The organism is Ewingella americana ATCC 33852 (assembly GCF_000735345.1).
In the GTDB taxonomy this organism is placed as follows: Bacteria; Pseudomonadota; Gammaproteobacteria; order Enterobacterales; family Enterobacteriaceae; genus Ewingella; species Ewingella americana.
In genome coordinates, this window is the sequence record NZ_JMPJ01000017.1 from 121,828 (window position 1) to 146,481 (window position 24,654).

General features: G+C 53.6%; 19 protein-coding genes and 1 tRNA gene. 7 read left to right on the forward strand and 13 right to left on the reverse strand.

The window, feature by feature from the left end:
- Positions 1-14 precede the first annotated feature (14 nt).
- Positions 15-1,022 (reverse strand): ornithine carbamoyltransferase, encoded by a 1,008-nt coding sequence (argF, locus tag GEAM_RS00665; RefSeq protein ID WP_034786828.1) that lies wholly within the window; start codon positions 1,020-1,022, stop codon positions 15-17.
- A 163-nt stretch (positions 1,023-1,185) separates the two neighbouring features.
- Here argF and rraB point away from each other — a divergent pair, with 163 nt between their 5' ends.
- A complete protein-coding gene (gene rraB / locus GEAM_RS00670; protein ID WP_034786830.1) occupies positions 1,186-1,614 on the forward strand; it encodes a ribonuclease E inhibitor RraB in 429 nt (142 codons plus the stop codon).
- A 99-nt stretch (positions 1,615-1,713) separates the two neighbouring features.
- Here rraB and ampH read toward each other — a convergent pair whose 3' ends face one another.
- The 6 genes from ampH to fdrA form a co-directional block, all read right to left on the reverse strand.
- Positions 1,714-2,859, reverse strand: a complete 1,146-nt coding sequence (ampH, locus tag GEAM_RS00675; RefSeq protein WP_034786832.1) for a D-alanyl-D-alanine-carboxypeptidase/endopeptidase AmpH — start codon at positions 2,857-2,859, stop codon at positions 1,714-1,716.
- A 112-nt stretch (positions 2,860-2,971) separates the two neighbouring features.
- Positions 2,972-4,201 carry an MFS transporter gene (locus GEAM_RS00680; RefSeq protein WP_034786834.1) on the reverse strand — a complete coding sequence of 410 codons (1,230 nt, stop codon included), beginning with the start codon at positions 4,199-4,201 and terminating at the stop codon, positions 2,972-2,974.
- A 113-nt stretch (positions 4,202-4,314) separates the two neighbouring features.
- Positions 4,315-5,223: a carbamate kinase gene (locus GEAM_RS00685; protein WP_034786837.1), complete on the reverse strand. Its 909-nt coding sequence runs from the start codon at positions 5,221-5,223 to the stop codon at positions 4,315-4,317.
- A gap of 44 nt (positions 5,224-5,267) precedes the next feature.
- On the reverse strand, positions 5,268-6,119 hold the full coding sequence (locus tag GEAM_RS00690; RefSeq protein ID WP_051899362.1) for an oxamate carbamoyltransferase subunit AllH family protein: 852 nt from the start codon (positions 6,117-6,119) through the stop codon (positions 5,268-5,270).
- Positions 6,120-6,169: 50 nt separating this feature from the next.
- A complete protein-coding gene (locus GEAM_RS00695) occupies positions 6,170-7,435 on the reverse strand; it encodes a YlbE family protein (protein ID WP_034786841.1) in 1,266 nt (421 codons plus the stop codon).
- 8 nt (positions 7,436-7,443) lie between these two features.
- Entirely contained in the window at positions 7,444-9,111 is a 1,668-nt protein-coding gene (fdrA, locus tag GEAM_RS00700; RefSeq protein ID WP_034786843.1) for an acyl-CoA synthetase FdrA, read from the reverse strand.
- Positions 9,112-9,479: 368 nt separating this feature from the next.
- On the opposite strand from fdrA, the gene allD reads away from it, so the two are divergent.
- The 4 genes from allD to allE all read left to right on the forward strand — a co-directional run bounded on the left by allD (position 9,480) and on the right by allE (position 14,059).
- Positions 9,480-10,529 (forward strand): ureidoglycolate dehydrogenase, encoded by a 1,050-nt coding sequence (allD, locus tag GEAM_RS00705; protein WP_034786845.1) that lies wholly within the window; start codon positions 9,480-9,482, stop codon positions 10,527-10,529.
- Positions 10,530-10,692: 163 nt separating this feature from the next.
- Positions 10,693-11,940 (forward strand): allantoate deiminase, encoded by a 1,248-nt coding sequence (gene allC / locus GEAM_RS00710; RefSeq protein WP_034786850.1) that lies wholly within the window; start codon positions 10,693-10,695, stop codon positions 11,938-11,940.
- Positions 11,937-13,217 carry an MFS transporter gene (locus tag GEAM_RS00715; protein WP_051899363.1) on the forward strand — a complete coding sequence of 427 codons (1,281 nt, stop codon included), beginning with the start codon at positions 11,937-11,939 and terminating at the stop codon, positions 13,215-13,217. Before allC ends, GEAM_RS00715 begins: the two co-directional genes overlap by 4 nt.
- Positions 13,218-13,270: 53 nt before the next feature.
- On the forward strand, positions 13,271-14,059 hold the full coding sequence (gene allE, locus GEAM_RS00720; protein ID WP_034786852.1) for a (S)-ureidoglycine aminohydrolase: 789 nt from the start codon (positions 13,271-13,273) through the stop codon (positions 14,057-14,059).
- 100 nt (positions 14,060-14,159) lie between these two features.
- On the opposite strand, the gene GEAM_RS00725 is transcribed toward allE, so the two are convergent.
- The 4 genes from GEAM_RS00725 to allR form a co-directional block, all read right to left on the reverse strand.
- Entirely contained in the window at positions 14,160-15,428 is a 1,269-nt protein-coding gene (locus tag GEAM_RS00725; RefSeq protein ID WP_244956634.1) for an MFS transporter, read from the reverse strand.
- A 268-nt stretch (positions 15,429-15,696) separates the two neighbouring features.
- Positions 15,697-16,476 (reverse strand): hydroxypyruvate isomerase, encoded by a 780-nt coding sequence (gene hyi / locus GEAM_RS00730; RefSeq protein ID WP_034786859.1) that lies wholly within the window; start codon positions 16,474-16,476, stop codon positions 15,697-15,699.
- Positions 16,473-18,269: a glyoxylate carboligase gene (gene gcl, locus GEAM_RS00735; RefSeq protein ID WP_034786861.1), complete on the reverse strand. Its 1,797-nt coding sequence runs from the start codon at positions 18,267-18,269 to the stop codon at positions 16,473-16,475. Before gcl ends, hyi begins: the two co-directional genes overlap by 4 nt.
- Positions 18,270-18,408: 139 nt before the next feature.
- On the reverse strand, positions 18,409-19,221 hold the full coding sequence (gene allR / locus GEAM_RS00740) for an HTH-type transcriptional repressor AllR (protein ID WP_034786864.1): 813 nt from the start codon (positions 19,219-19,221) through the stop codon (positions 18,409-18,411).
- A 220-nt stretch (positions 19,222-19,441) separates the two neighbouring features.
- On the opposite strand from allR, the gene allS reads away from it, so the two are divergent.
- Both allS and GEAM_RS00750 read left to right on the forward strand, forming a co-directional pair.
- Complete coding sequence (allS, locus tag GEAM_RS00745) at positions 19,442-20,368, forward strand: HTH-type transcriptional activator AllS (protein ID WP_034786867.1); 927 nt, start codon at positions 19,442-19,444, stop codon at positions 20,366-20,368.
- Positions 20,369-20,495: 127 nt separating this feature from the next.
- Positions 20,496-20,580: transfer RNA gene (locus tag GEAM_RS00750), tRNA-Leu, on the forward strand.
- Between the two features lie 85 nt (positions 20,581-20,665).
- Here GEAM_RS00750 and GEAM_RS00755 read toward each other — a convergent pair.
- Positions 20,666-20,986: a hypothetical protein gene (locus GEAM_RS00755; protein ID WP_419471231.1), complete on the reverse strand. Its 321-nt coding sequence runs from the start codon at positions 20,984-20,986 to the stop codon at positions 20,666-20,668.
- A gap of 441 nt (positions 20,987-21,427) precedes the next feature.
- Positions 21,428-24,646 (reverse strand): type I restriction endonuclease subunit R, EcoR124 family, encoded by a 3,219-nt coding sequence (locus tag GEAM_RS00760; RefSeq protein WP_034786870.1) that lies wholly within the window; start codon positions 24,644-24,646, stop codon positions 21,428-21,430.
- Between the last annotated feature and the right edge of the window lie 8 nt (positions 24,647-24,654).

Here is a 24,654-nt window from a genome sequence, read left to right on the forward strand (position 1 = left end):
AGGCCGAAGGCGAATCAGAGTGAACCAAGGGTGGCGACCATCACCGCTTTGATGGTGTGCAGGCGGTTTTCAGCCTGATCGAACACCACGCTGTGCGCCGACTCGAACACTTCATCGGTCACTTCCATCCCGCCGTGCAGGTTGTACTCTTCCGCCATCTGGCGGCCAAGGGTGGTCTGGTCATCATGGAAAGCAGGCAGGCAGTGAAGGAATTTCACCTGCGGGTTGCCGGTCAGGGCCAACATGGCGCTATTCACCTGATAGTCACGCAGCAGGCTAATACGTTGTTTCCATGTCTCTTTTGGCTCGCCCATTGACACCCAAACGTCGGTATAAAGGAAATCCGCGCCTTTCACGCCCGCCGCAATGTCTTCGGTCAGGGTGATGTTGCCGCCGTTTTCCTGCGCCAGCTTCTTACAGGTTTCCACCAGCTCTGCTTCAGGCCAGCAGGCCGTTGGCGCGACCAGACGCAGGTCCAAACCGCAGAGCGCGGCGGCTTCCAGCAGGGTGTTGCCCATGTTGTTGCGCGCGTCGCCGAGATAGGCCAGCGTCATTTGCGACAGCGATTTGCTCGGCAAATGCTCTTGCATGGTCAGCAGGTCGGCTAGCAGCTGAGTCGGGTGGAATTCCGTCGTCAGGCCATTCCACACCGGCACGCCGGAGAACTCCGCCAGCGTCTCAACTTTGTCCTGACCAAAACCGCGATATTGAATACCGTCATACATTCTGCCCAGCACGCGGGCGGTGTCTTTCATCGACTCTTTGTGACCAATTTGGCTGCCACTTGGGCCGAGGTAGGTGACATTAGCACCCTGATCATAGGCGGCAACTTCGAAAGAGCATCGGGTGCGGGTTGAGTCTTTTTCGAAGATGAGCGCGATGTTTTTCCCTTGCAGATGGGCTTTTTCGATACCGTTTTTCTTAGCGGCTTTCAGCTCGGCGGAGAGCTGGAGAAGGGAGGAAATCTCCGACGGGGTAAAATCCAGTAACCTGAGAAAATGACGTTTACTCAACAGACTCATGGTGTTCCTCTCCAATGCTTTTGCATTCTGTAGTGAATTAAAATTCAATTTATATGTATGAATATGCAATTACAACCCCGTCGTTAAAACTTTATAGTGGAGGCCGGCCCCGCGCTGTGTGAAAATGGTCTAGAGAAACGTCACATTGATTGAGGACAGAGGCATGGCAAATCGTGAATTGCTAGAAGAACAGAGTGAAGAGACCCGCTTAATCATCGAAGAGCTGCTGGATGATGGCAGCGATCCAGACGCGCTTTACACCATCGAACATCACTTATCTTCTGATAAGTTTGAAGATTTGGAGAAAGCCGCGGTTGCCGCTTTCAAACTGGGTTATGAAGTTAATGACGCAGAAGAGTTGGAATTAGAAGACGGTTCAACCGTGATGTGCTGTGACGTGATCAGCGAAATTGCGCTGAACGCCGAACTGATTGATAAACAGGTTGAGCAGTTGATGGACCTGGCCGAAGCCCACGGCGTTGATTACGACGGTTGGGGCACTTACTTCGAAGGCGACGACGAAGATGAGGACGGCGAAGAAGGTGATGAAGAAGATTTGGTTGATGAAGATGATGACGGCAAACGTCATTAATGACTAACCCTATCAATCAGATAGGGTTTTGATCCTCCCCTTGAACTAAGGGGAGGATAAGCCTAGCTTGCAATTCCGTGCTTTAAATAATTCCGCGCCTTAAATCTCGTTATTACGCACTAACTCCGCAACCAGATCGTTCACGCCGTCACTCATGTTTTTAAACTTGGTTAACTCGCTGCGCGTCACTACCACGAACACGCCTACGCCGCGCTGAGGCACCATCGCCACGTAAGTGATAAAGCCACCGCCACCGCCGGTTTTCTGAATAATGCGCGGTAACAACGGCGTCGGCGCCATCGTCACCCAGCCCATCCCCAAAGAGTCGGCCATGCCCGGTACGTCCATGCCTTTCAGCGACACCAAATCAGTACGCTTGAAGTACATCTTCTGCGCCATTTCGGCGGTCAGGGTTGGCTTGCCGAGAGGTGAAGGCAGGAACTGACGCATCCAGCGCGCCATGTCGGCCGGGGTCGAGTAAATCCCGCCGCTACCCGCCGCCGCCGTGGTATTCAGACATGGGCTTGGGCGCAGGCCGGACATCAGGCGAGCACACTGGCTGGCATTTGGCGTCAGCGTGGTGTCGACCATGCCCAGCGGCTGGGTTATCTGTTCGCGCAGCAGCTGGGTGTAAGGTTTACGCGCCGCGTTGGATAAGGCGTCAGCCAGCAGGTCAAAAGCTAAGTTGGAGTAAGCCGCACGCGCGCCCGGAGGCGTGGTCATTTTGGCGACTCGCAGCCACGCCCAGCGATCGGCCTTGGTCGGCCAAGTAAATACCGGGCGATTTGGCGCGCCACCCGGCTGCTCACGCGGCAGGCCGCTGGTGTGAGTCGCGAGGTTGAGCAGGGTGATTGGCGTGGTGCCGCTGTAGGAAGGCACGGCTTTGCCGTCGGAATATTTACGCAGCGGGTCGTTAATCTTGACGGTGCCCTGCTGCGACAGCTTAACCAGCACTTCGCTGGTCATCAGCTTGGTCAGCGAGGCAATTCGAATCACGGAATCTTCACGTGGACGAATGTCTGAGCCTGGGCGGGTTTCGCCAAAGCTGCGGAAAACTTGTTGGTTATTATCGACAACCACCAGCGCCATTCCCATCGCGCCGCTGCCGTAGAAGATATGTTCGGCATAATCATCAACAACTTGAGAAGCCAATCGGGCGTTTTTCGCCTGGCTCAACAGCGGCATGCTGGCAAAGGCCAGAGCCAAAAGTGAGAGAGAAATTTTTTTCAGCAAACCGGTATCCATCAACTAGGCAGAGTATTTATTCGGAATTTGTATACTAATGCGAACTTTCTGAAACGGCATGGGAAAAAAGCGCCCAATTGGCAAAATGTTGTAAGAAATCTCCTTTATCTGGTCATTCCGGTTGCGGCACGTGTTTTTCGCGCACCAGCAGCATGGCTCCGATTCCCACCAGCGTGATGATCGCCGCGAAGTAGAAACCAGCGTTAAGTGAGCCAGTCCGGTCGGCGATAAAGCCGGTCACGTAAGGGGCAAAAATCGATGCCGCCATGCCAAAGAAGTTATACAGGCTGAAGGCGGTGCCGAGGGCTTTCTTCGGCGCGTTATCCGCGACCAGCGCCACCAGAATCGGGTTCAGGCTGATTTTGCCGATAAAGCCATACAGCACCAGCACCACGATCAGCATGGTTTCCGAGGTCGAATAAACAATGCCGAACAGCGCCAGCAGCGAGAGCGGCAGCATGCACAGCACCACCGGCTTTCTGCGTCCCAGCTTGTCCGAGGCGTAGCTGAAAATCAGCGTCCCGAGAATCGAAATCCACGGCACAATCGACGCAATATTACTGGCGCGCGCCATGTCCATTCCACGCTCCTGCTGCAAGTAGTAAGGCAGCCAAGAGATGATCACGAAGAAGCCGTAAATCGAGCAGAAAATGGTGATGTAGGCGAGGATCAGGTTGCGATTTTTCAGCAAATCCATAAAGCGGAACGGCGGCTCTTGGTCGGCGGCCTGTACCGCGGCGGGCGCGGCAACCGGCGGGCGTTTATGGATAACAAACAGCATCAACAGCGCGACCACCAGCACCGGCAGGGCGATGATCACAAAGGGCAATTTCCAACCAGTGTGGAAATGATTCACCGACACGCTAGATAGCTGATAGCCCAGCGCAATACCAAAGGACATGCCGCTGCCAATCACTGCGCTGCCCAGCGTCAGCCATTTCTTCGGAATGGCTTCTGAGGAGAGCGCGTACTGCGGGCCGTAATAGACCCCTTGCGCCGCGCCGGTCAGCATCCAAAGCAGGATAAAGCCCAAGAATCCCGGCGAAATGCTGATAGAAGCAATGAACACGGCGAACAGCATAAAGCCGGTGACTAAGACTTTTTTGTGGCCCAGCCGGTCGCCGAGCAATCCGGCGGGAACCTGTAGCAGGGTGTAGGCCAAGAAGAACAGGCTACTAATAATGCCCAGCTCGGCCTGATTCAGCCCGTATTCGTCCTGAATCATTGGCATTAGCGGGCTGAGAACCGAGCGTCCGGCGTAGATAACCACCCAGCCGAAGAAGAAGATAATGACCAACTGGATCCAGTAGGGGAACCGGCTGGCGTGCGCGTTTTTTTCCATGATGTGTGCCTCAAAAGTTCAAATGCTTCAACGTTGAAAGGCCGGTGAGAAATCGCTCTCCACCGGCCTGATTTTTGTGGCTGTAACCAGCCTGCTTCAGTGTTTTGGGTGGATCAGCGGGCGGGGTGGATCAGTGTTCCCGCGCTGCCGTTCAACACGGCATCAATGTCTTTGAGCGCGCCAATGTGCGCCTCTTTACCTGAGCGTTCGACAAAGCGGCTGACCGCCATGATCTTCGGCCCCATTGAGCCGTCCGGCACCGCCAGCGGAGCCAACTGTTGCGGCGTGGCGCTGCGAATGGCCTGCTGGCTTGGCGTGCCCCAGCCGGTATACACCGCGTCGGCGTCGGTCAAGATAACCAGATGGTCAGCATCCAGCGCCTCGGCCAGCAGCGCCGCGGCGAGATCTTTATCAATCACTGCCTCAACGCCTTGTAACCCCTGCTCGGTCGCCACCATCGGAATGCCGCCGCCGCCGCTGCAAATCACCACCTGATTTTTCGCCAGCAGCGCGTGAACGGCTTCTATGTCCAAGATCTGCTTCGGCTCAGGGGAAGGCACCACGCGGCGCAGATGCTCGCCGTCCATTTTCATAGTCCAGCCATACTGCTGGCGCAGGTGTGACTCTTCCTTCGGCGCATAGACCGGGCCGATAAACTTGGTTGGCTGCTGGAAGGCTTGGTCATCGCCGTCCACCAGAATGCGGGTCATCAGGGTTGAAACTGCCTGCTCGGGGTGAGACGCGGAGAGCTTCTGCGCCAGCATATAGCCAATCATCCCTTGGGTTTCCGCCACCAGAATGTCCAGCGGATAAGGCGGCACGTCGCGATAGTTGAGGTTTTGCAAGGCCAGCAGCCCGACCTGCGGGCCGTTGCCGTGGACAATGGCAATGCGGTATTTCTTGGCTAGTTCGCCAATCGCATCGGCAATCAGCGCAATACTCTTATATTGATTTTCAGCAGAAAGAACCGCGCCGCGTTGCAACAGGGCATTCCCGCCTAAAGCGATAACCAAAGTTTCCATGTTCAGTTCTCTAGTGTGTTGAATCACAAGTAAAAACCACGCTTTCAGCAGGTCGCAAAGTGCGGCGAGGTGCTGACTGAGTGAAGTTGATTAATGGTTTGCGCCGCCAGCCAGATGCCCAGCAGCGCGTCCGCGCCCGAGTAGTGGCCGACATTCAGCAGGTCGCGCACGGCGGGGAGTAAGGTCTGTGGAGCCAATAGCCCGTGGGCGATAGCCAGCAGCGGCGAGGAGAAAATCCCCCGTGCGGCATAGGCCAGATAGTGATGACTCACTAACGTGGTCAGCCCGGCCAGTGGCTTGCTGTGCGCAAAAAAAGGTGCCAGCTGGCTGGGATTAACGCGGCTGTCGCAGTAGGCGACCAGCAGCATGCCGACCAGCGTGTCGTCGTTGCTTGGCGTGAGGCCCGGCCCCTTGCCGATAAACGCCGTCCAGTCCACTTCGCCGCCCAGCAGCCAGTCCGCAAACTGGCGCTGCATTTGCTGTAATTCGCCGACGACGGGTGAAGCAACCAGTGTGTCTAACCCGCCAAACAGGCCAGTTTGCGCTGGCGAACAGCGCAGGGTCTGGCGCAATGTTTGCGTGGTCACCAGCCCCTGCTGGCCTAAGGTTAAGCCGCGCTGCGGGCCGATGTTTTTCACCCGCAGGCCATCAATCAATAAGCCTTCGGCATCAAAATGAAGCTGCTCGGCCCCTTGCAGCTGGTCGGCAATCAGGTCGAAATCCGTTTCATCCACCACCCATCCCATCGGGCTGAGGCCGTGCCCGCTGCGGTGCAACGTCAGCAACTGATGGCGCGGAGTAAGAAAGTTCATCGCGTTGTTAAACAAACCGGCGCGGCGCAACGGACCATAGTCACAGGTGGCGTGAGCGCTGGAAGAGAGAACGATGCAAACCATGGTGGCTCCTGATTGCCCGACGGCTGCGCCGGGCAAAGTGGCGTGAAGGGTTACGCGCTGATACCAAGCTTCTCGGCTAAGGCTTCAATGGCTTTTTCGAAGCAGGCAAGCGGCGGGCAAACTGTCCCCGCGCCAATCTGACCGACGCCCGGAGAGCGGTGAGCTATCCCGGTGTTGATCAGCGGCGTTATGCCGGTTTCCACCACGCGGCGGGCGTCCAGACCTAAACAAGCGCCTTGGAAGTCCCACGTCGGGATTTGCAGCATCATGTTGCGTTCGAGGAAGATCTCCGCCATCTCTTCGGAGACGTCCAGCGCTGCCCCCATACCGCCCGCCGCGCCGACAAAGCGCGTCACGCCCGGTGCTGCGACCATGGCCGCGCCGCCGATACCAAAGGTTTCAGTGATGGCGCTGTCGCCGATGTCAGGGTTGGCGTCGGCTTGGCTGTAGCCGGAGAAGAACAGACCTTCCGGCGTGTTGACCGGCGCGGTGAACCACTGGTCGCCCATGCCGCTGATTTTGATACCAAAATCTTTGCCATTGCGGGTCATGGCAGTGACGATGGTGCCTTGTTTGATTTCGGCCCCGGCGTCCATGGCGGCTTTGCAGTAGGCCATCGCCAGATTGAGGAAGAACTGATCGGTAATGGCGAGGAAGGAGAGCACGCTGGTCAATTCGCTTTGTGGACGATCTAACTGGGCGATTTTCGGTGCCAGCTGGCGCATTAACAGCGCGGAGGCGGCGATATTGCGCTGGTGGAATTCATCCCCCATGGTGATAGCCTGCGCCATCACGGCGGTCAGGTCGATGCCGCCATCCACGTGGCTCAATACCTCTTTCAGCACCGGAGCCAAGGTATCGCGCATCCAGCGTAGGCGCTCCTGCACGTCCGGGCCATACGCGCCGAAACGCATCACTTTGCCAATCCCTTCATTCATATTGCAGAACGCCAGGTTGCCGTGGGTGTGGTTCTCCACCACCAGCATGGGCATATGGGCCGAGGTGATGCCGCCCATCGGGCCAACGGCGCGCACGCTGTGGCACGGAATAAATTCAATTTCGCCGTTTTCCAGCAAGGCCAGCGCCTGCTGTTCATTTTCGGCCCAGCCTTCAAACAGGCAACAACCAATACAGGCCCCGCGCACCGGGCCACTCATGTCCTGCCAGACCACCGGCGGACCGGCGTGCAGTAGCTTGCGACCTTGTTGTAATACCGGCACCACTTCCTGCGCCAGTTTGACGTCACACCAGTGTGGACGGGCTTCGCGGATCCGCGCAATTACGGCTGCATTGGCTTCATTAATAGTTGTAGTCATGTGATCCCTCAGTGCAATTTTTTCAGAATGGCGGCTAAACGCTGATTTCCACCCGCGACCGGTGCCCATTGGTAATGCACCACGGGAACCTGATTGCTTTGTAAATCAGTGGCGAAACTGCGCAGACCGGCGTTGATAACAGAGACGCCATCCAGCAAGTGGTAAGGCGTCAATGGCCCGGTTTCGGTCGGCGGGCTAATAAGTTGATGGGCCAGCAGCACGGCTTCCGGCAGGGTGTTCATCACCACGATGCCCGCGGCGGTGAGCGTGTCGATTTGCCGACTGCGCTGTTGCGGGTCCTGCTCGGTGCCGGTCACGGTGGCGATCACCACCAGCGGGTGAGCCGCGTCGCGATGCTGCTTGAGTGCGTGGATCGTGTCGGCCAGCGAGGTTGCCGGATCATTTTGCGCACCAAAGCCAATCACCACGTCAATCAGCAGCACGCCGGTTTCAAGCTGATTAGCTAGTTGGGCGATAGTCTGGTTGCGGGTTGACGGGTCAATCATCGGATGGGGTTTGCCTTGGGTGTAGAAGTCATCACCCATATCAATGATTCGATGGCCCTCGGCGTCGAGCATGCTGCCGTGGTGATGCTGGCTGTCAGGGGCGACCTGCAAGTGTTCGGCCAGCAGCATGGCGACTTCGGCGGCCAAGGTGCCTCCGGCGTAATATCCGGCGATTTTCTTACCATGCACGGCGGGCAGGGAGGCTATCTGCTGCTGCACATTGGCCAACATGGCGGCGAGGCGCGCGGCTTCGTCCAGCGTGCTGGCAAGCCACACATTGCCCAGACGCGGGCTGGCAGGTTTGGTGCCGAGGAACAGCGCGACAATCGGCTTATTGATGCCCTGCATTTCAGCCATCACGCGCTGGCGCACGGCTTCAGCGGGAGGCTTCGACACGAAGGCAATGACCTGCGTTTTGCTGTCATTGGCCAGCATCGCCAGCGCCGTCAGGGCGCTGATGCCGCCGACTTCAGCCGAGAGGTCGCGCCCGCCGAGGCCAATGGCGTGAGAGACACCCTGACCAGCCAGCGTAATTTGCGAAGTCAGCTCCTGAATGCCAGTGCCTGACGCGCCGATAATCCCGATGACGCCTTTGGGCGCAACGTTGGCAAAAGCCAAAGGTCCTCCTGCGATATTCGCGGTGCCGCAGTCCGGCCCCATCACAATCAGCTTTTTGCTGCTGGCTTTCTTCTTCAGCGCAATCTCCTGCTCCAGCGAGACGTTGTCGGAAAACATCATCACGTTGCAGTCGTTGTCGAGTGCCTGATCGGCCAGACCGGCGGCGTATTCACCGGCAATGGAGATCAGCAGCAGATTGGCGTCCGGCGCTTTTTGGCGAGCCGTCTGCCAGCTGCGGGCGACCGGAAGGCGTTTGCCCCCTTGCTGTCCCTGCGCAATGGCTTTCAGCGCCTCTTCCAGCGCGTCGCTGATGAACTGGGTTATCTCTGGGTCTTGGCTGTCGGCCTTGATGGCGACACAAATGTCGTTCGGCGTGGCGTCGTTGAACTGGGCGTGCCAAAAGCCGGTGGCTTCCAGCAGGGATTTATTGGCGGGGGTGCCCATCATCACCGAAATTTCATCTACTTGTGGAAATTCGCTGAGCTTTCGGGAGATCAACATCAGGCTTACCGAGTCCTGAAAACTCCCTTTCTTAATAAAAGCGTGGACCATGACTGTTTCCTTTTGCTTTTTTTCTCATGCTTGGTGAGAAGCGGTTCGTGAAAAGCCTGATAAAGAATTTCATTTTAAAATTTCCCTTAATGGCTGGCTGGAAATTACAAACATCTGGGGTATCACAAGGAGAGGTGAATCACACTTCGCGGATTGTTAGAAATATTCATGGTAAAGCGCAGGCTTTATTAAAATCGCTCAATCAATGCTGCGTGGCTTTATCAAAATAATTTTTATAATTCGGCAGGGAGTAAATGAAATTTTAATTTAATAGTTTAAAAACGTCGCCGATCACATTTTTAAAGTCTGAGGGTTATAGATTGTGACCATAAATAGGTTCTATCAGTGGTTAGCCAAAAGGATTATCTATGAAAGTCACCCGGGAACAGCTCCACACTTTAATTAGCAATAAGATCAACAAGGCGGGACTGCCAAGAGAACAGGCCAATATTGTGGCGGATGTTCTGGTTCATGCCGATGCAAGGGGCGTACATTCTCACGGTGCCGTTCGGGTGGAGTACTACTCAGAACGTATCAGCAAAGGCGGGACCAACAACAACCCGGACTTTAGATTTGAGAAAACCGGACCTTGCAGCGGCGTATTTGACGGCGATAACGGCGCGGGACACGTGGCGGCCAAAATCGCCATGGAGCACGCCATCGACATCGCCAAAGACAACGGCGTGGCGGTGGTGGGCATCCGCCGCATTGGCCACAGCGGCGCGCTCTCTTACTTTGTACAACAGGCGGCTAAACAAGGGCTTATCGGCATTTCTCTCTGCCAGTCCGACCCAATGGTTGTGCCCTACGGCGGTGCGGAAGTCTATTACGGCACCAACCCAATAGCCTTTGCCGCACCGGGCGAAGACGGCCATATGATCACTTTCGACATGGCAACCACGGTGCAGGCGTGGGGCAAAGTGCTAGATGCCCGCTCGCGCAATGCCAAAATCCCTGACACCTGGGCCGTGGATTCCAACGGCGAACACACTACCGATCCTTTCGCCGTCAGCGGCCTGCTGCCAATTGCCGGGCCGAAAGGCTATGGCCTGATGCTGATGGTGGACGTGCTGGCGGGCATCATGCTCGGCCTGCCGTTTGGTCGCAATGTTAGCTCGATGTATCACGACCTGACCGAAGGCCGTAACCTCGGCCAGCTGCATATTGTTATCGATCCTGCCGCCTTTACTAATATCGACAGCTTCCGCAAAAATATTAATCAGGTGATGAGTGACCTCAATGGCATTAAACCTGCGCCGGGCGTGAGTCAGGTAATGTATCCGGGGCAAAACAGCGAGAACAATGAGCGTAATAGTGAAATCAATGGCATCGAAATTGTTGATGAAATTTACAACTACCTCGTCTCCGATGAAATCTATTTACGCTCTTACGACCATAAAGACCCGTTCGCCAGTTAATTAATAGATTCTAATTATTTATAAATAAGTGAAATACATCACTTGAATGAATAAATGCTTTTGCGCGGATTATTGGCTAATAACCTGCCAGTAATTCGCGGTTCTATTTCTACCTCCTCGTGATTAATGACCTTCAATATGGAAATTAAATAAGGACCGGAATATGCAGAACTTCCCTCGCCAGATACAAGACATTTCCGCGTGGCTTTCGCAGATCGGCGCAGACCCGACCGGAGGCATGACGCGTCTTCTCTATACCCCCGAGTGGTGTGCCGCCCAGCGCGCGCTACAGGAAAAATTTGAAAGTGCCGGGCTGAAGACCCATTTCGACCACGTCGGCAACCTGTCGGCGCGCCTCGAAGGCAGCCATTACCCCGAGCAGACCATCATGTCAGGCTCACACATCGACACCGTGGTGAACGGCGGTAACCTCGACGGCCAGTTTGGTATCGAAGCCGCTTTTCTGGCAATCAACTACCTGAAAGAGACTTACGGCCAGCCACTGCGCACTTTAGAAGTGCTGTCGATGGCGGAAGAAGAGGGCAGCCGCTTCCCGTTTGTCTTCTGGGGCAGCAAAAACATCTTTGGCTTGGCGAATAACGCCGACATGCATCAGGTCCAAGACGCCAAGGGCGTGGGCTTTGTGGATGCCATGCATCAGGCCGGTTTCGACTTCCGCCCGGAAAACACGCCGGTGCGTCAGGACCTGCGGGCTTTTGTCGAGTTGCACATCGAGCAGGGCAAAGTGCTGGAAACCGAGGGCAAAACCGTCGGCGTCGTCACCAGCATTGTCGGCCAGCGCCGCTACGACATTCGCCTAACCGGCGAGTCCAACCACGCGGGCACCACGCCGATGGGCTACCGCCGTGACACCGTGCACGCCTTTAGCCGCATCTGCTACGAGTCCATTGAGAAGGCGCGCAAAGAGGGCGACCCGCTGGTGCTGACCTTCGGCAAAGTGGAGCCAAAACCCAATACCGTCAACGTGGTGCCGGGCTTTACCCACTTCACCATGGACTGTCGCCACACCGACCAACAGGCGCTGCTGCGTTTCACTCAAGAGATTGAGGCTGACATGAAGCGCATTTGCGGCGAGATGGGCATTGAGGTGGAGATCAACCTGTGGATGGACGAAGCGCCAATCCCGATGGACCCGCAGCTGGTGAAACAGGTCGCAGCAGTGTGTGAAACGCAGAAAATGAACTATCGCCTGATGCACAGCGGGGCGGGGCATGACTCACAAATCTTCGCGCCACGGGTGCCGACCGTCATGCTGTTTGTGCCGAGCATCGCCGGTATCAGCCACAACCCGGCTGAAAAAACTGAATTGAGCGACTTGGCCGAAGGCGTTCGCGCACTGGCCCACGTGCTGTATCAGCTGGCTTACCAAGAAAACGGGGGCGCAGTATGACCACTCGCACTGCCTCATCACCCGCCAGCGGCGGCATTGATCCGCTGTACTGGAAGAAAATCGTCGTCGTGCTCTGCCTCGGCTGGGCGGTTATCTGGATCTACCGCACCGTCCTGACGCCGATCTTCCCTGAAATTCAGGCCACGATTGGCGCGCAGTCCGACACCGAAATGGGGCTGATCGCCAGCTTCTACTTCTTCGCCTACACAGGCATGCAGATCCCCGCCGGGATCTTGGTGGATAAGTTCGGCAAGAAGATTGTGCTGATCCCCGGCTTCTGCCTGTTTATCATCGCCACGCTGCTGATTGGTAACGCCACCAGCTTGCATATGATCTACGCCGGTAGCCTGCTCGCCGGTGCGGGCTGTGGTTCCTACTATGGCTCGGCGTACTCGCTCTCCTCGGAAAGCATTCCGCTGGAGAAACGCGGGTTATCCACCGCCATCATCAACAGCGGCTCCGCGCTGGGGATGGGGATTGGCCTGATTGCCTCCAGCCTGCTGGTGAAAAGCGTCGGCATGAACTGGCAACTGTTGCTATTCATGATCACCTTCTTGCTGGTTATCATGACGCTAGTGTTCTTCTTCGTTATCAAAAGTGCTCCGAAACAGCAGGCAGCGGCGCAAGCCGTGACCGCCGCGCCGGAAGTGGAAGAGGTGAATCAGAACCCCGGCGGCTTGTTCAGCCTGAAGATGATTTCCGCCTACGTGATGTATTTCGCCACCTGTTACGGCTACTACATGATTGTCACCTGGCTGCCGTCATTCTTGCAGCAGGAGCGCGGTTTCGAGGGCGTGGCCATTGGCTTCTCCTCGGCGCTGGTGGCCTTTGCCTCGGTGCCGGGCGCGCTGTTCTTCAGCCGCATGTCCGACCGTTTCCGCAATAAGAAAGTCAGTCTGATCATCTTCCTCGAGATCTGCGCGGCGGTGATGCTTACCTGCACCGTGCTGTCGCCGGACTCCACCATGCTGCTGATTAGCCTGATCCTCTACGGCCTGCTCGGCAAGCTGGCGGTCGATCCGATCATGATCTCCTTCGTCGCCGACAATGCGCCGAAAAAGGGTTACGGCACCAGCTTCGGCGTCTTCAACTTCTTCGGCATGTCTTCATCGGTGATTGCGCCGCTGGTGACCGGGATGATCTCCGACCATACCGGCTCGAAGGTCATGGGCTTCTATATCTCGGCGGCCATTTTGGTTATCGGCACCATCATGTTCTTCACCGTCAACGTATTAATGAAAAAACAGCAGGCTACAAAACCGGCTTTATCTCAATAAATTTATATAGGTCGATATGAATTATCGGCCTGTGGAATATATAAGGAAAAATCATGGGCTATATTAATCAACAAACCGGCTACCGCGGCGACGTCTTATCTTCACGTTCTATTATTAAGCGTCACAACTACGCCTTAATTGAGCCGGACGGTTTAGTTAAAAACGTTATTCCCGGCTTTGAGAATTGCGATATTACTATTCTGTCTACGCCAAAGTTAGGCGCGACCTTTGTCGATTATCTGGTGACCTTATTAGACGGCGGCCGTAATCATCAAGGTTTCGGCGGCGGCGATATTGAAACATTCATTTATGTTATTGATGGCGAGATTATGGCGGCGGCGGATGATAAATCTTACGCGCTGAAAACCGGCGGATATTTATATTGCCCGGCAGGCGTTAAGCTGTATCTCGATAATAATAGCGAAGGTAAACCAAGCAAACTGTTCCTCTACAAACGCAAATATCAGCCTTTGGCGGGCCATAAAGCCTATGTGGTGAGCGGCAACGTCAGCCAGCTCGAGCGTATTGAGTATGAAGGAATGAGTGACGTTATCTTGCAAGACTTCCTGCCGAAAGAGCTGGGTTTTGACATGAACATGCACATTCTGTCCTTCAATCCAGGCGCGAGCCACGGCTACATTGAGACTCACGTGCAGGAGCACGGCGCTTACATTCTTAGCGGCGCGGGCATGTACAACCTCGACAACGACTGGGTGCCGGTAAAGAAAGGCGACTACATCTTTATGGGCGCGTACTGCCCGCAGGCGGGCTATGCGGTGGGAAAAGACGAGGTGTTCAGCTACATCTACTCTAAAGATTGCCATCGCGACGCCGAGCTTTAATCACGCATTTCGTCTTACCTAAATAGCTAAAAGCGCCTGAGGATCTCTCCTCTGGCGCTTTTTTAATGCTTCTCACTTTCTCTTCTAAGACAATCAGTTACTACTTATTCACCATCTTGGCGGGTACCGTTAGCGTGAGTATCGCGCCGAGGAGCATCATCGACGCCAGCACGCACATTGCCACCAGATTACTGTTCGTCGTATTCTTAAAGTAGCCGATGATATAAGGCGAGATAAACCCGCCGATATTGGCGATAGAGTTGATCAGCGCAATGCCCGCCGCCGCGCAGGTGCCGGTAAAGATGGCATTCGGCAGGCTCCAGAACAGCGGCGAAGGCACCAGACTGGCGGCCACGGCGATGCACAGTGAGAACATCACGATGCTTTTGTTGTCCTGAAATACGCCAATGCTCACCATCGCTACGGCGGCAATGCAGAAGGGAACCACGATGTGCCAGCGGCGCTCGCGGTGCTTATCGGAGCTGCGCGCCGCCAGCAGCATCGCCACCACCGCCAGCATATAAGGCACCATGCTGAGCAGGCCGACGTCAAAAACGGACTTCACGCCGGTATCTTTGATAATGGTCGGCACCCAGAACGCCAGCCCGCCTTGGCCCATCACGGTACAGAAGCAGATCAGCCACATTTTGGTGAACGCCGAGGATTTCAGCATGGTTTTCATCGTCCATTCGTGAGCGACAATGCCGTTTTTAGCGTTTAACAATCGCTGCTGATTGGCCTGATCCATATCCTCGTGGATCATCTCTTTCTCCTCATCTGTCAGCCACTTAGCGTTTTGATAGGTGTTGTCGAGGAAGAAGAAGATCACCAGCGCAATCAGCAACGCGCGCGGGCCGCTGATAAAGAACAGCCACTGCCAGCCGGACATCTGCATCAGGCCATTCATGTGCTCTATGATCCAGCCGCACAGCGGGCCGCCGATGATATTACTGATGGGTATACCGCAGACAAACAGGGCGGTCATCTTGGCGCGCTGGCCGGAGGGGAACCACAACGTGAGGTAAAGAATGACGCCGGGGTAGAAGCCCGCTTCGGCAATCCCGAGGAAAAACCGGGCAATATAGAACTGGGTGGGTGAGGTGATAAACACGCTGAGTATCGAGATGCCGCCCCAAATCACCATCAGTAGCGCAATGATTTTTCGCGCGCCGTACTTACTCAACACCATATTGCTCGGCACGCCGGCAATAATATAGCCGATGAAAAACACTCCGGCGCCCAGACCATATACCGATTCCGCCAGCGCCATGTTGCCATTTAAAATGTCCGGCATCATTTGGAATTTAGAGAAGGAGATGCCGACGCGATCTAAATAACCCACAATATAACTGATTAATAGAATGGGCATGATTCGCCATGCAACTTTTCGATACAATTTTGATTTATTAATTTGTTGTGAAATTGATGATCCATTGATTGTTTCTGAAACAGCCATACCTATCTCCTTGGATTAAGATCCTGATAATTTTTTATGAAGGCTGGTCTTATTTGTAGAGTTCCCGCTCAGGGTGGTTAATAACCCTGAGCGGAGAGAGGTAATTATCATTCCCGGTTCCGATTAAAAGTCTATCAGAACGCCATATTATATTTTTCCCGTGACTTCCTTTGTGAGTTGATTAACGTTGTCGATGATTTAGCCAAGATAATCCGGCCGCCGTGTCGCCCTGCGGGTTATATTCACAGCCGATCCAGCCGCTATAGCCCATCTGATCCAGCGCGCTAAAAATGTTGTCGAAATTGATCTCACCGGTTCCCGGTTCGTGCCGCCCCGGATTGTCCGCCACCTGAATGTGCGCGATCTGCGACAGGTGGTTGCGCAGGGTCTGGATCAGCTCGCCTTCCATCCTTTGCATATGGTAAATGTCATACTGCAACCAGAGATTCTTGCTGCCGACCTGTTCAATCAGCGCCAGCGCCTGACGGCTGGTATTGAGATAAAACCCAGGCATATCAAGGTTGTTGATCGGCTCAATCAGTAGCCGAATGTTCTCTTTTGCCAGCGCGTCGGCGGCAAAACGCAGATTAGTCACCAGCGTATTTTCTATTAGTTGCTGGTCACTGCCCGCCGGGACTTTACCGGCCAGACAGTTCACCTGCGGGCAGTTCAGGGCTTTGGCATAGCGAATCGCCTGACTGACCCCTTGGCGGAACTCGTCCACTCTGCCCGGCAAGCAGGCAATGCCGCGCTCGCCCTCGGCCCAGTTCCCTACCGGCAAATTGAACAGCACCTGAGATAAACCGTGCTCGGCCAGCTCGGCCTGTATTACCTCGGCCGGATACTCATAAGGAGAGATATACTCCACGGCGCTGAACCCGCAGGCCTTGGCCTGAGCGAATCGAGCCAAAAAATCGACGTCGATGAACAGCATGGAAAGGTTGGCGGCAAAGCGACTCATGAGTTCTCTCCTTGGCGGTAATCGTAAAACGCCACGGCGGTCGGGGCTTCAGCCTGTAGCTCCGTGGTCGGCTCAAATTCAGTGACATTATCCAGCTCGGTACCCATCGCAATATTGGTCACGCGCTCGAGGATAATTTCTACCACAACCGGCACCTGATGTTCTTTCATTAGCTTTTCAGCCTGCCTAAACGCCGGGGCAATCTCTTCCGGTTTGAACACCCGAATGGCCTTACAGCCCAGCCCTTCAACCACCTTCACATGGTCAACGCCGTATTCACCCAGCTCGCTGCTATTGATATTTTCGAAAGAAAGCTGAACGCAATAATCCATGTCGAAGCCGCGCTGTGCCTGACGAATCAGCCCCAGATAGGCGTTGTTGACTAACACGTGAATGTAGGGGAGTTTGAACTGTGCGCCGACCGCCAGCTCCTCAATCAAGAACTGAAAATCGTAATCGCCGGACAGCGCCACCACCTTGCGAGCAGGGTCTGCGGCGCGAACGCCCAGCGCCGCAGGCAGGGTCCAGCCCAGCGGGCCAGCCTGTCCGCAGTTAATCCAGTGCCGTGGTTTGAACACGTGCAGGGTCTGCGCCGCCGCGATTTGCGACAGGCCGATGGTGGTCACGTAGCAGGCGTCGGCACCAAACACGCGGTTCATCTCTTCATATACCCGGTGCGGTTTGACCGGCACCTCGTCGAAATGGGTTTTGCGCAGCAGGGTGGCTTTGCGCTGGTTGCACTCTGCGACCCAGCCGTCGCGGTTTGGCAAATCACCCTTGGCGAACAGGCGTTTGGCGGATTCAACCAGCATCAGCAAGGCTTCGCGGGCGTCTGACACTATGCCCAGATCGGGGCAGATCACCCGACCAATCTGCGTGGCTTCAATGTCAATGTGCACCACTTTGCGATCCGCGACGTATTTCTCCACCGATCCGGTATGGCGATTGGCCCAGCGATTGCCAATGCCGAACAGCAGATCCGACGCCAGCAGGGTGGCATTGCCGTAGCGATGAGAGGTTTGCAGCCCGACCATGCCCGCCATCAGCGGGTGATCGTCGGGGATCGAACCCCAGCCCATCAGGGTTGGGATCACCGGGGTATTACAGATCTCCGCCAGCTCTTGCAGCAGATCCGCCGCGTCGGCGTTGATCACGCCACCCCCGGCAATAATCAGCGGGCGCTCCGCCTGACACAGCATCCCCAGCGCCTTGTCGATCTGCGCCTGCGTGGCGCAAGGCTTGTAAGGCACCAGCGGCGAATAAGTTTCAGGATCAAACTCAATCTCCGCCATCTGCACATCAAAAGGCAGGTCGATCAACACCGGACCGGGGCGGCCAGAACGCATCAGATGAAAGGCTTTTTGCAGCATGCGCGGCACCAACGCGGGTTCCTGCACGGTCACCGCCATCTTGGTCACCGGCTTGGCAATCGACTCAATATCCACTGCCTGAAAATCCTCTTTATGCAAACGGGCGCGCGGGGCCTGCCCGGTAATGCACAGGATAGGAATGGAGTCCGCCGAGGCCGAGTAGAGCGCGGTGATCATGTCCGTGCCCGCCGGTCCCGAGGTGCCCAGACAGACGCCGATATTGCCCGCCTTGGCACGGGTATAGCCCTCGGCCATATGCGACGCGCCTTCCACATGGCGTGCAAGGATATGCCGAATACCGCCGTGCCTGCGCATTGCATCGTAAAACGGGTTAATCGCCGCGCCGGGCACGCCAAAGGCGGTGGTCACCCCCTCTTTCTCCAGCACCCACATTGCTGCATCAACTGCTCTCATCTTAGCCATGGTTTACATTCCTTATCGTCGATAAATCCATTTATTGGAAAGTTTTTCCAACTTAACTTTATGCCAAAAAAAAGCACTGAGCTTTGTGATTGGCAGACCGTGCGGCCTGACGCCATCGCTGACGTCAGGCCTTGAGATTCTAGCTGTGCGGGTCACCCAGCGCGGTGCTGATGTCGCGCGCGGCGTCGCGTACCAGCTCACCGAGTTCGGCAAAGCGCGCCGGTTCCATCCGCGAGCTTGGCCCCGAGATAGAGATGGCGGCAATCGGCTGATTATTCTTATCAAAAATTGCCGACGCGAGGCAGTTCAGCCCCAGCGCGTGCTCCTCGTGGTCCACCGCATAGCCGCGCTGGGCCGAGGTCGCCAGATCCTTCTTCAATGGGATCAGGCTATTGAGCGTGTGCGGAGTAAAAGTCTGCAAACCGGATCGCACAATCAGATCCAACATCTCTTCTTCATCCAGTGCGTAGAGCAGCGCCTTGCCCGCGCCGGAGGCGTGCAGCGGTAGGCGGCTGCCGAGCGGGGCGCACATGCGCACCATCGCCTGACACTCGCACTGGCGGATCAGCACGGCGTCCATATTGTTGCGGATCGCCAGATTGGCGGTCTCTCCGGAGAGCAGCATCAGGCGGCGCATAAAGGGCCCGGCGACCGATACCACGTCGCGATCGTTCATATAGGTCGACCCGACGGTGAACGACTGAATACCAATGTGCCACCAACCCAGCTGCGGGTCTTGAAACACAAACTCTGATTTTTCAAGCACTTTCAGCAGGCGGAAGGTGGTGGAAAGCGGCAGATCCAGTTTTTCCGACAGCACCGACACGGAAGAACTCCCTCCCGATTGTGCCAAAAACTGCAAGATCTCCAGCCCACGATCCAGCGCCTGCGCGCCCTTGGTCGCAGAGGTGCCTTCCTGAGCAGGCCGACCTCTTCTCCGTAATTCAGTCATTACATCCTTTCTCTTATCGCGTCGATTCGATCCCTACTGTAGCAAGGGAATTTTCAATTAAAAGTGATAAATGGAATATATTTCCATAATTGTATTTCGCGCACGCTTTCCCTATCTCTGCAATTAAAACCATTTTTGTGATGAAGGTCAGGGGAGATGGGGAGGATTTTAGGCTCAATAGGCGGCATAGTGAGTTGAGACAAACCTGCAAGGAGCGCCAATGCTGGACCACGAGACAATCCGTTCATTTGTAAAAGTTGCCGAGTGCTGTAGCTTTTCCCGCGCCGCCGAGTCGCTGCACAAGACCTCGGCCACCATCAGTTATCGCATCAAAGTGCTCGAAGAGGGGATTGGCACCCAGCTATTCCTGCGCACCACCCGTAGCGTGACGCTGACTCCGGCGGGCAGCTATTTGCTCGAACGCTGCCGCCAGTGGCTGAGCTGGCTGGACTCGATGCCCGGCGAACTCAAGCAGATCAATCAGGGCGTTGAGCCACGGGTTGATATTGTTATCAATAACTTGCTGTATAACGGCGACAGCGTTGCCGACCTGCTGGCGCATTTAAACGTGCGTTATCCCTTCACCACTTTCCACATCACCCGGCAGGTGTATATGGGCGTGTGGGACACCTTGCTCAATGGCGATTGCCATCTGGCGATTGGCGTGTCGGGCAGGGAGTCGCTGGAGAACAGCATCAGCATTCTGCCCCTCGGCAAAGTCGAGTGGGTGTTTGTGGTTGCGCCGCAGCACCCGCTGGCACAGGGCGGGGAGACGCTGAGCGAAGAGCAGCTGCGCTGGTATCCGGCGGTCAATATCGAGGACACGGCGGTGCATCTCGCCAAACGCGTCGCCTGGCTGCTGCCGGGCCAGCAGGAGATTAAAGTGGCGGACATGAACACCAAGCTGCAATGCCACCTGCGCGGCGTCGGCATTGGCTTTCTGCCCCGTACGCTATGCCAGCCGTATCTAGACAGCGGCGAACTGGTCGCCAGAACGCTGGTCAACCACCGCCAAAGTTCGCCATTGTCACTGGCGTGGTCACACGAACGCGGCGGAGAGGTGGTAAAAGAGTTGGTGGCGATGTTCGAGCGACGCGACCCACTGATTCAAGGCTTTTATTCACCCCTTCAGACCCTCGATTTGTAGTAAAAACAGCCAGAAAGACGCGGTTTTGCCGTTTTTTTCGGCACTCAGTCAAAACCCGTCAGGATAAGTATTGCGTGAGGTCTTCGGAAAGGTATAATGCACCCGTTTTCCGCATACTACTTTCAGTGCCGAAGTGGCGAAATCGGTAGACGCAGTTGATTCAAAATCAACCGCCGCAAGGTGTGCCGGTTCGAGTCCGGCCTTCGGCACCATTAGTATGTATGAAAATTAAGTCACCCTCGGGTGGCTTTTTTTATGTCTGCGATTTGGCTTAACCCAAAGGATTAAGTTTCAAATTCAGACAGTTAATGGTCCGTTTCTTCGACTTCCCAGTCTGTCACTCGCACACTCATTCAACTCAAACAATAGTGGTACAAGATGCGCCACGGCTTTTAGATAAGCACTGATTTGAGGCACCCCCTCTGGCGGCACAATCTCACTGTTCTCCAGCCCTTCGCTAAGACACAGCAAGCCATGACAAAGCCCTTCGGCAGACTCGGAGGCTAATGCACTCAGGTCATAAAGCTGGGTGTCTTCCAAGTGGCTGAAATCCAGCCCGGCAATCAGTGAACGGAAGACGGTGATAGAGTTTTCTGCGGTTTCGGTGTGAGTCATCATTTTAATCCCATATTTTAAAATTTAGATGACCGCCCAAGACGCTAACCTTGGGTGGCAGCTCAGACAGAGTTAGCGTTACCGGAACATATGGGAAAACCGGCGCTTCTTGCGAAGCCTCTGCCTGAGCCACCATAATTTGGGTGAGCAAAAGCGTGAGGCATTATTACACAGTGCCACATCATATGTTTAGGCAGAACGCTAATTCCGGCTACGGATTTTGCCGCAGCGAAGAGAGTGTATTCCCAGCATCAACACAAAGAAATGTGCTGGATGCATTTACAGGGATTTGTATGTGAATTTGGAATGTGGATCGCAGGAAATGGGGGAGCGTTTAGGGGATTGGATATTAGGGTTTTGTAATTATATTGCTATTGTTAACACTATTTATGAAAAAAGAACACTCAGCATAAGTATGGTAGTACTTATGCTGAGGGAGGGGCATCACATCACATCAGTTTGACTTAAAAAATCATCCGCTCGTGCAAAGATAAATTGCTTTAAAAACTGATCAATACGAATATTAAGCTTAAATAGAGGCATTATTACGCCATCTTGTTTTTCGAAATAGATTTTGGCTTTAGCTTTATCTACCGATTCTTTTAATGCATCGAAACGACCAAATTCGTTGAGATTTTTATCATTAACATTATCAGCCATTAATGTTGTGAGCAGTCTTTTATCTAAACCAAGAGCATTAACGACAGCGTTTAACTGTGCGTTTTCAGCATTATCTTTATAAGTGTTGATGTAGTCTCTAAAAGTATGGCCTTCAAGTAACTGTGCATCGCCGCGCTGCAAATCGTGCAAGAATAGTTTGGCGTACTTTTGCTCAGTTTGATTAAGCGATGCAAACGACTTGTGCAGCTCATTTAATGTATTTTCAATGCTCGCGCAGTCTTGGTGTTTGTTTAGCTCTTTTAGATATTTATCAAAGCGGCTGTTCATGTAATCGGCATCGATTTTTCCGGTATCTATTTCAGTTAAATAACCACTGATATCAAAAGGCACATCGCCGCCACCAGAGCTAGTGTTATCACTTTTCCCTGCTAACTCTTTATAACGCAGGACCAAGGTCAAGTAAGTTTGTTTTCCTATGCTCAGCGTTATTTCATGTTTTACATTATTTTTAATACAGGAATGTTCCGGCTGTTCCCAATGCAAACCTTGTACTTTAGCCGCTTCCAGATGCTTGCTAAAGGTGTTAAATAACTTGGCAAATTGGGCACAGGCTTCAATATCGTCTGGCAGTTTTTCAAAATTCTCCACACCGGCACTGATAAATAGCTCTGTGATGTCAGCCACCAATTCATTCATGGCTTTAATATTGCTTTCTAACCTATCAACAAATAATCCGATAGGTCTGTCGCCGGAATAGAGTTTTACCGCGTCATTAATATGCTGCTCCATGGTGTGTGGATAGCGGTAATAACGGATGATGCCATGGGGCTTATCGGGGCCAAATAGACGATTGGTGCGTGAGAACGCTTGAATAATGTTTTGGTATCTAATCACCTTGTCTAAATACAAAGTATTAAGCCATTTAGAGTCAAAGCCAGTAAGCATTTGATCTACAACGATCAATAAATCTAATTGTTTCGAAGGCTCAGTATGAATGCGCTCGTAGGGCTTTTTATGGGCAAGGCGTGCCGCTAGATCTTTTTTGAAGGCTCCATGGCGGGCAAAATCAAAATCCTGGCCATAACGCGCGTTATAGTCGGCCATAATTTCTTCCAGACCATCACCCTTAAAAGTAGGGCCACGATCGCTACTACCATCGTTATCAATGTGCGGGTCAAATAAAGCCGATATTTTAAGCTCAGGCTTGGCGGCTTTTAAACGGCGGTAATAGTCAATGGCTTCAGCAATGCTGCTCGTGGCTAAAATGGCGTGAAATTTATTGGCTTGGCTGAGTACATCCCACTCGGCCAGGATATCTTCTACCACCTTTTCTTGATGGTCTGCAGTGAGATATTGCTCTTTTGGCACATAATCTTCTATACCTTTTATATACCTACCTGTTGCATCTTTATGGCCAGCCATTAGCACATCATACATAAAATAACTAAATTTTTTCTTTTTGGCAGCCGTAGACATTGCATCTGTAACCGAATCGGCCTTAGCCTGTCCAAGGGCGACGACCTGACGTAGCTCTTTATCTTTAAAGGTACCGACTTTGTAAGGATCAAAGCCTAAAACATTGCCGTCACGAATACCGTCGGCAATGCTGTAACGATGTAATTCGTTTCCAAAAACATCAGCGGTGGTGTTGTTGTTAACATGGTTTTCATCATGGATAGGTGTACCCGTAAAACCAAAAAACAACGCGGCAGGAAATGTCTTTTTGACCGTAATTAACATTCCGTCCTTATTATCTTTACCGCCGCTCATGGTTGAACGGTGCGCCTCATCGACAATAAACACCAAACGCTTAGCGCGAATTTTTTCAATATCCGCAGAGTTTGTGGCCACGCCTTCATCGTCTACTGCTTCAAAAATATTACTCATCTTTTGAATAGAGCTAACAATTAAGGTATCGGCGGGATCGGTGCTTTTTAATTTGGTAATCAGTACATGAGTATTTTCGGTGGCTTGAACGTCTTCACCATCGCCAGCAAAATTACGGTATTCGGTGAGCGATTGGGTACCCAGCTCTATGCGATCCATTAAGAAAATTACTTTATCGGCATCTCTGGATTGTGCGATCAATTGCGCCGATTTAAAGCTAGTCATGGTTTTACCCGAACCCGTGGTATGCCACACATAACCACCAAGGCGATCGGGGTTATTGGCCGCGCTACCCAGTTGCTGCCAGTTGGTTTTGGCCACTTTGTCAGATATCGCGTTGGCTGCGTAATACTGATAGCTGCGCATCACTTTCAGCACGCCATCGGTATCGTCGGCAACGGTATAAAAACCAATCAACTGGTGTGCCATAGGAATGGAAAGCAAGGTCGAGGCGATGTCTTTCCAGTGGTTGATGGGTTCGTTATTAAAATCGGCCCAGTTAAATTGATAGTCTGGGTTAAAATTGCCGTCTAATCCGGGGTTGGCAAAGTACTTGGACTCGTTTGGCTCCATAGCCACAAACAACTGTATAAGCGAAAAAAGACCGCTAAATGCGCCCTCTTTGCTGTACTTTTCAATTTGATTTACTGCCTGGCTTACCGGAATGCCACTGCGCTTAAGCTCTACATGGATCACCGGCATACCGTTGATCAGTAGGAGCACATCGCCGCGCCGGTCGTTACGCAAAGGGCTGCCGCGTTCAAATTTAGGCTGTTGCACAATTTGGTAACGACTTTGGCCTGCGGCGATTTCCTGGCGATCGTATATTTTTAAGCTGACTTCTTTGCCCATATGCAAGGTATCGGCTGGGTTATCGCGTTTAATCGCCACGGTTTTGCCGTTAATTAAACCGTTGAGCTTGAGCGGAGTTTTAAGCTCTTTGATTTGCTCAATAATTTGCTGCATTTCAGTCACAGTAAGCGGAACATCGTTTAAGCGATCCCGCTGGCGATTGTTTTCAAACAAAATGCTTGCCCAGTTTTGCAGTAAATCGGCTTCGGTTTTGTTTTTGAGTATCTTCGGTTCCCAACCTTTGTTGGTGAGTACCTCAATAAAGGCCTGCTCAAATTGTGCTTCTGTTTTAAACGTGGTCATTATGGCGC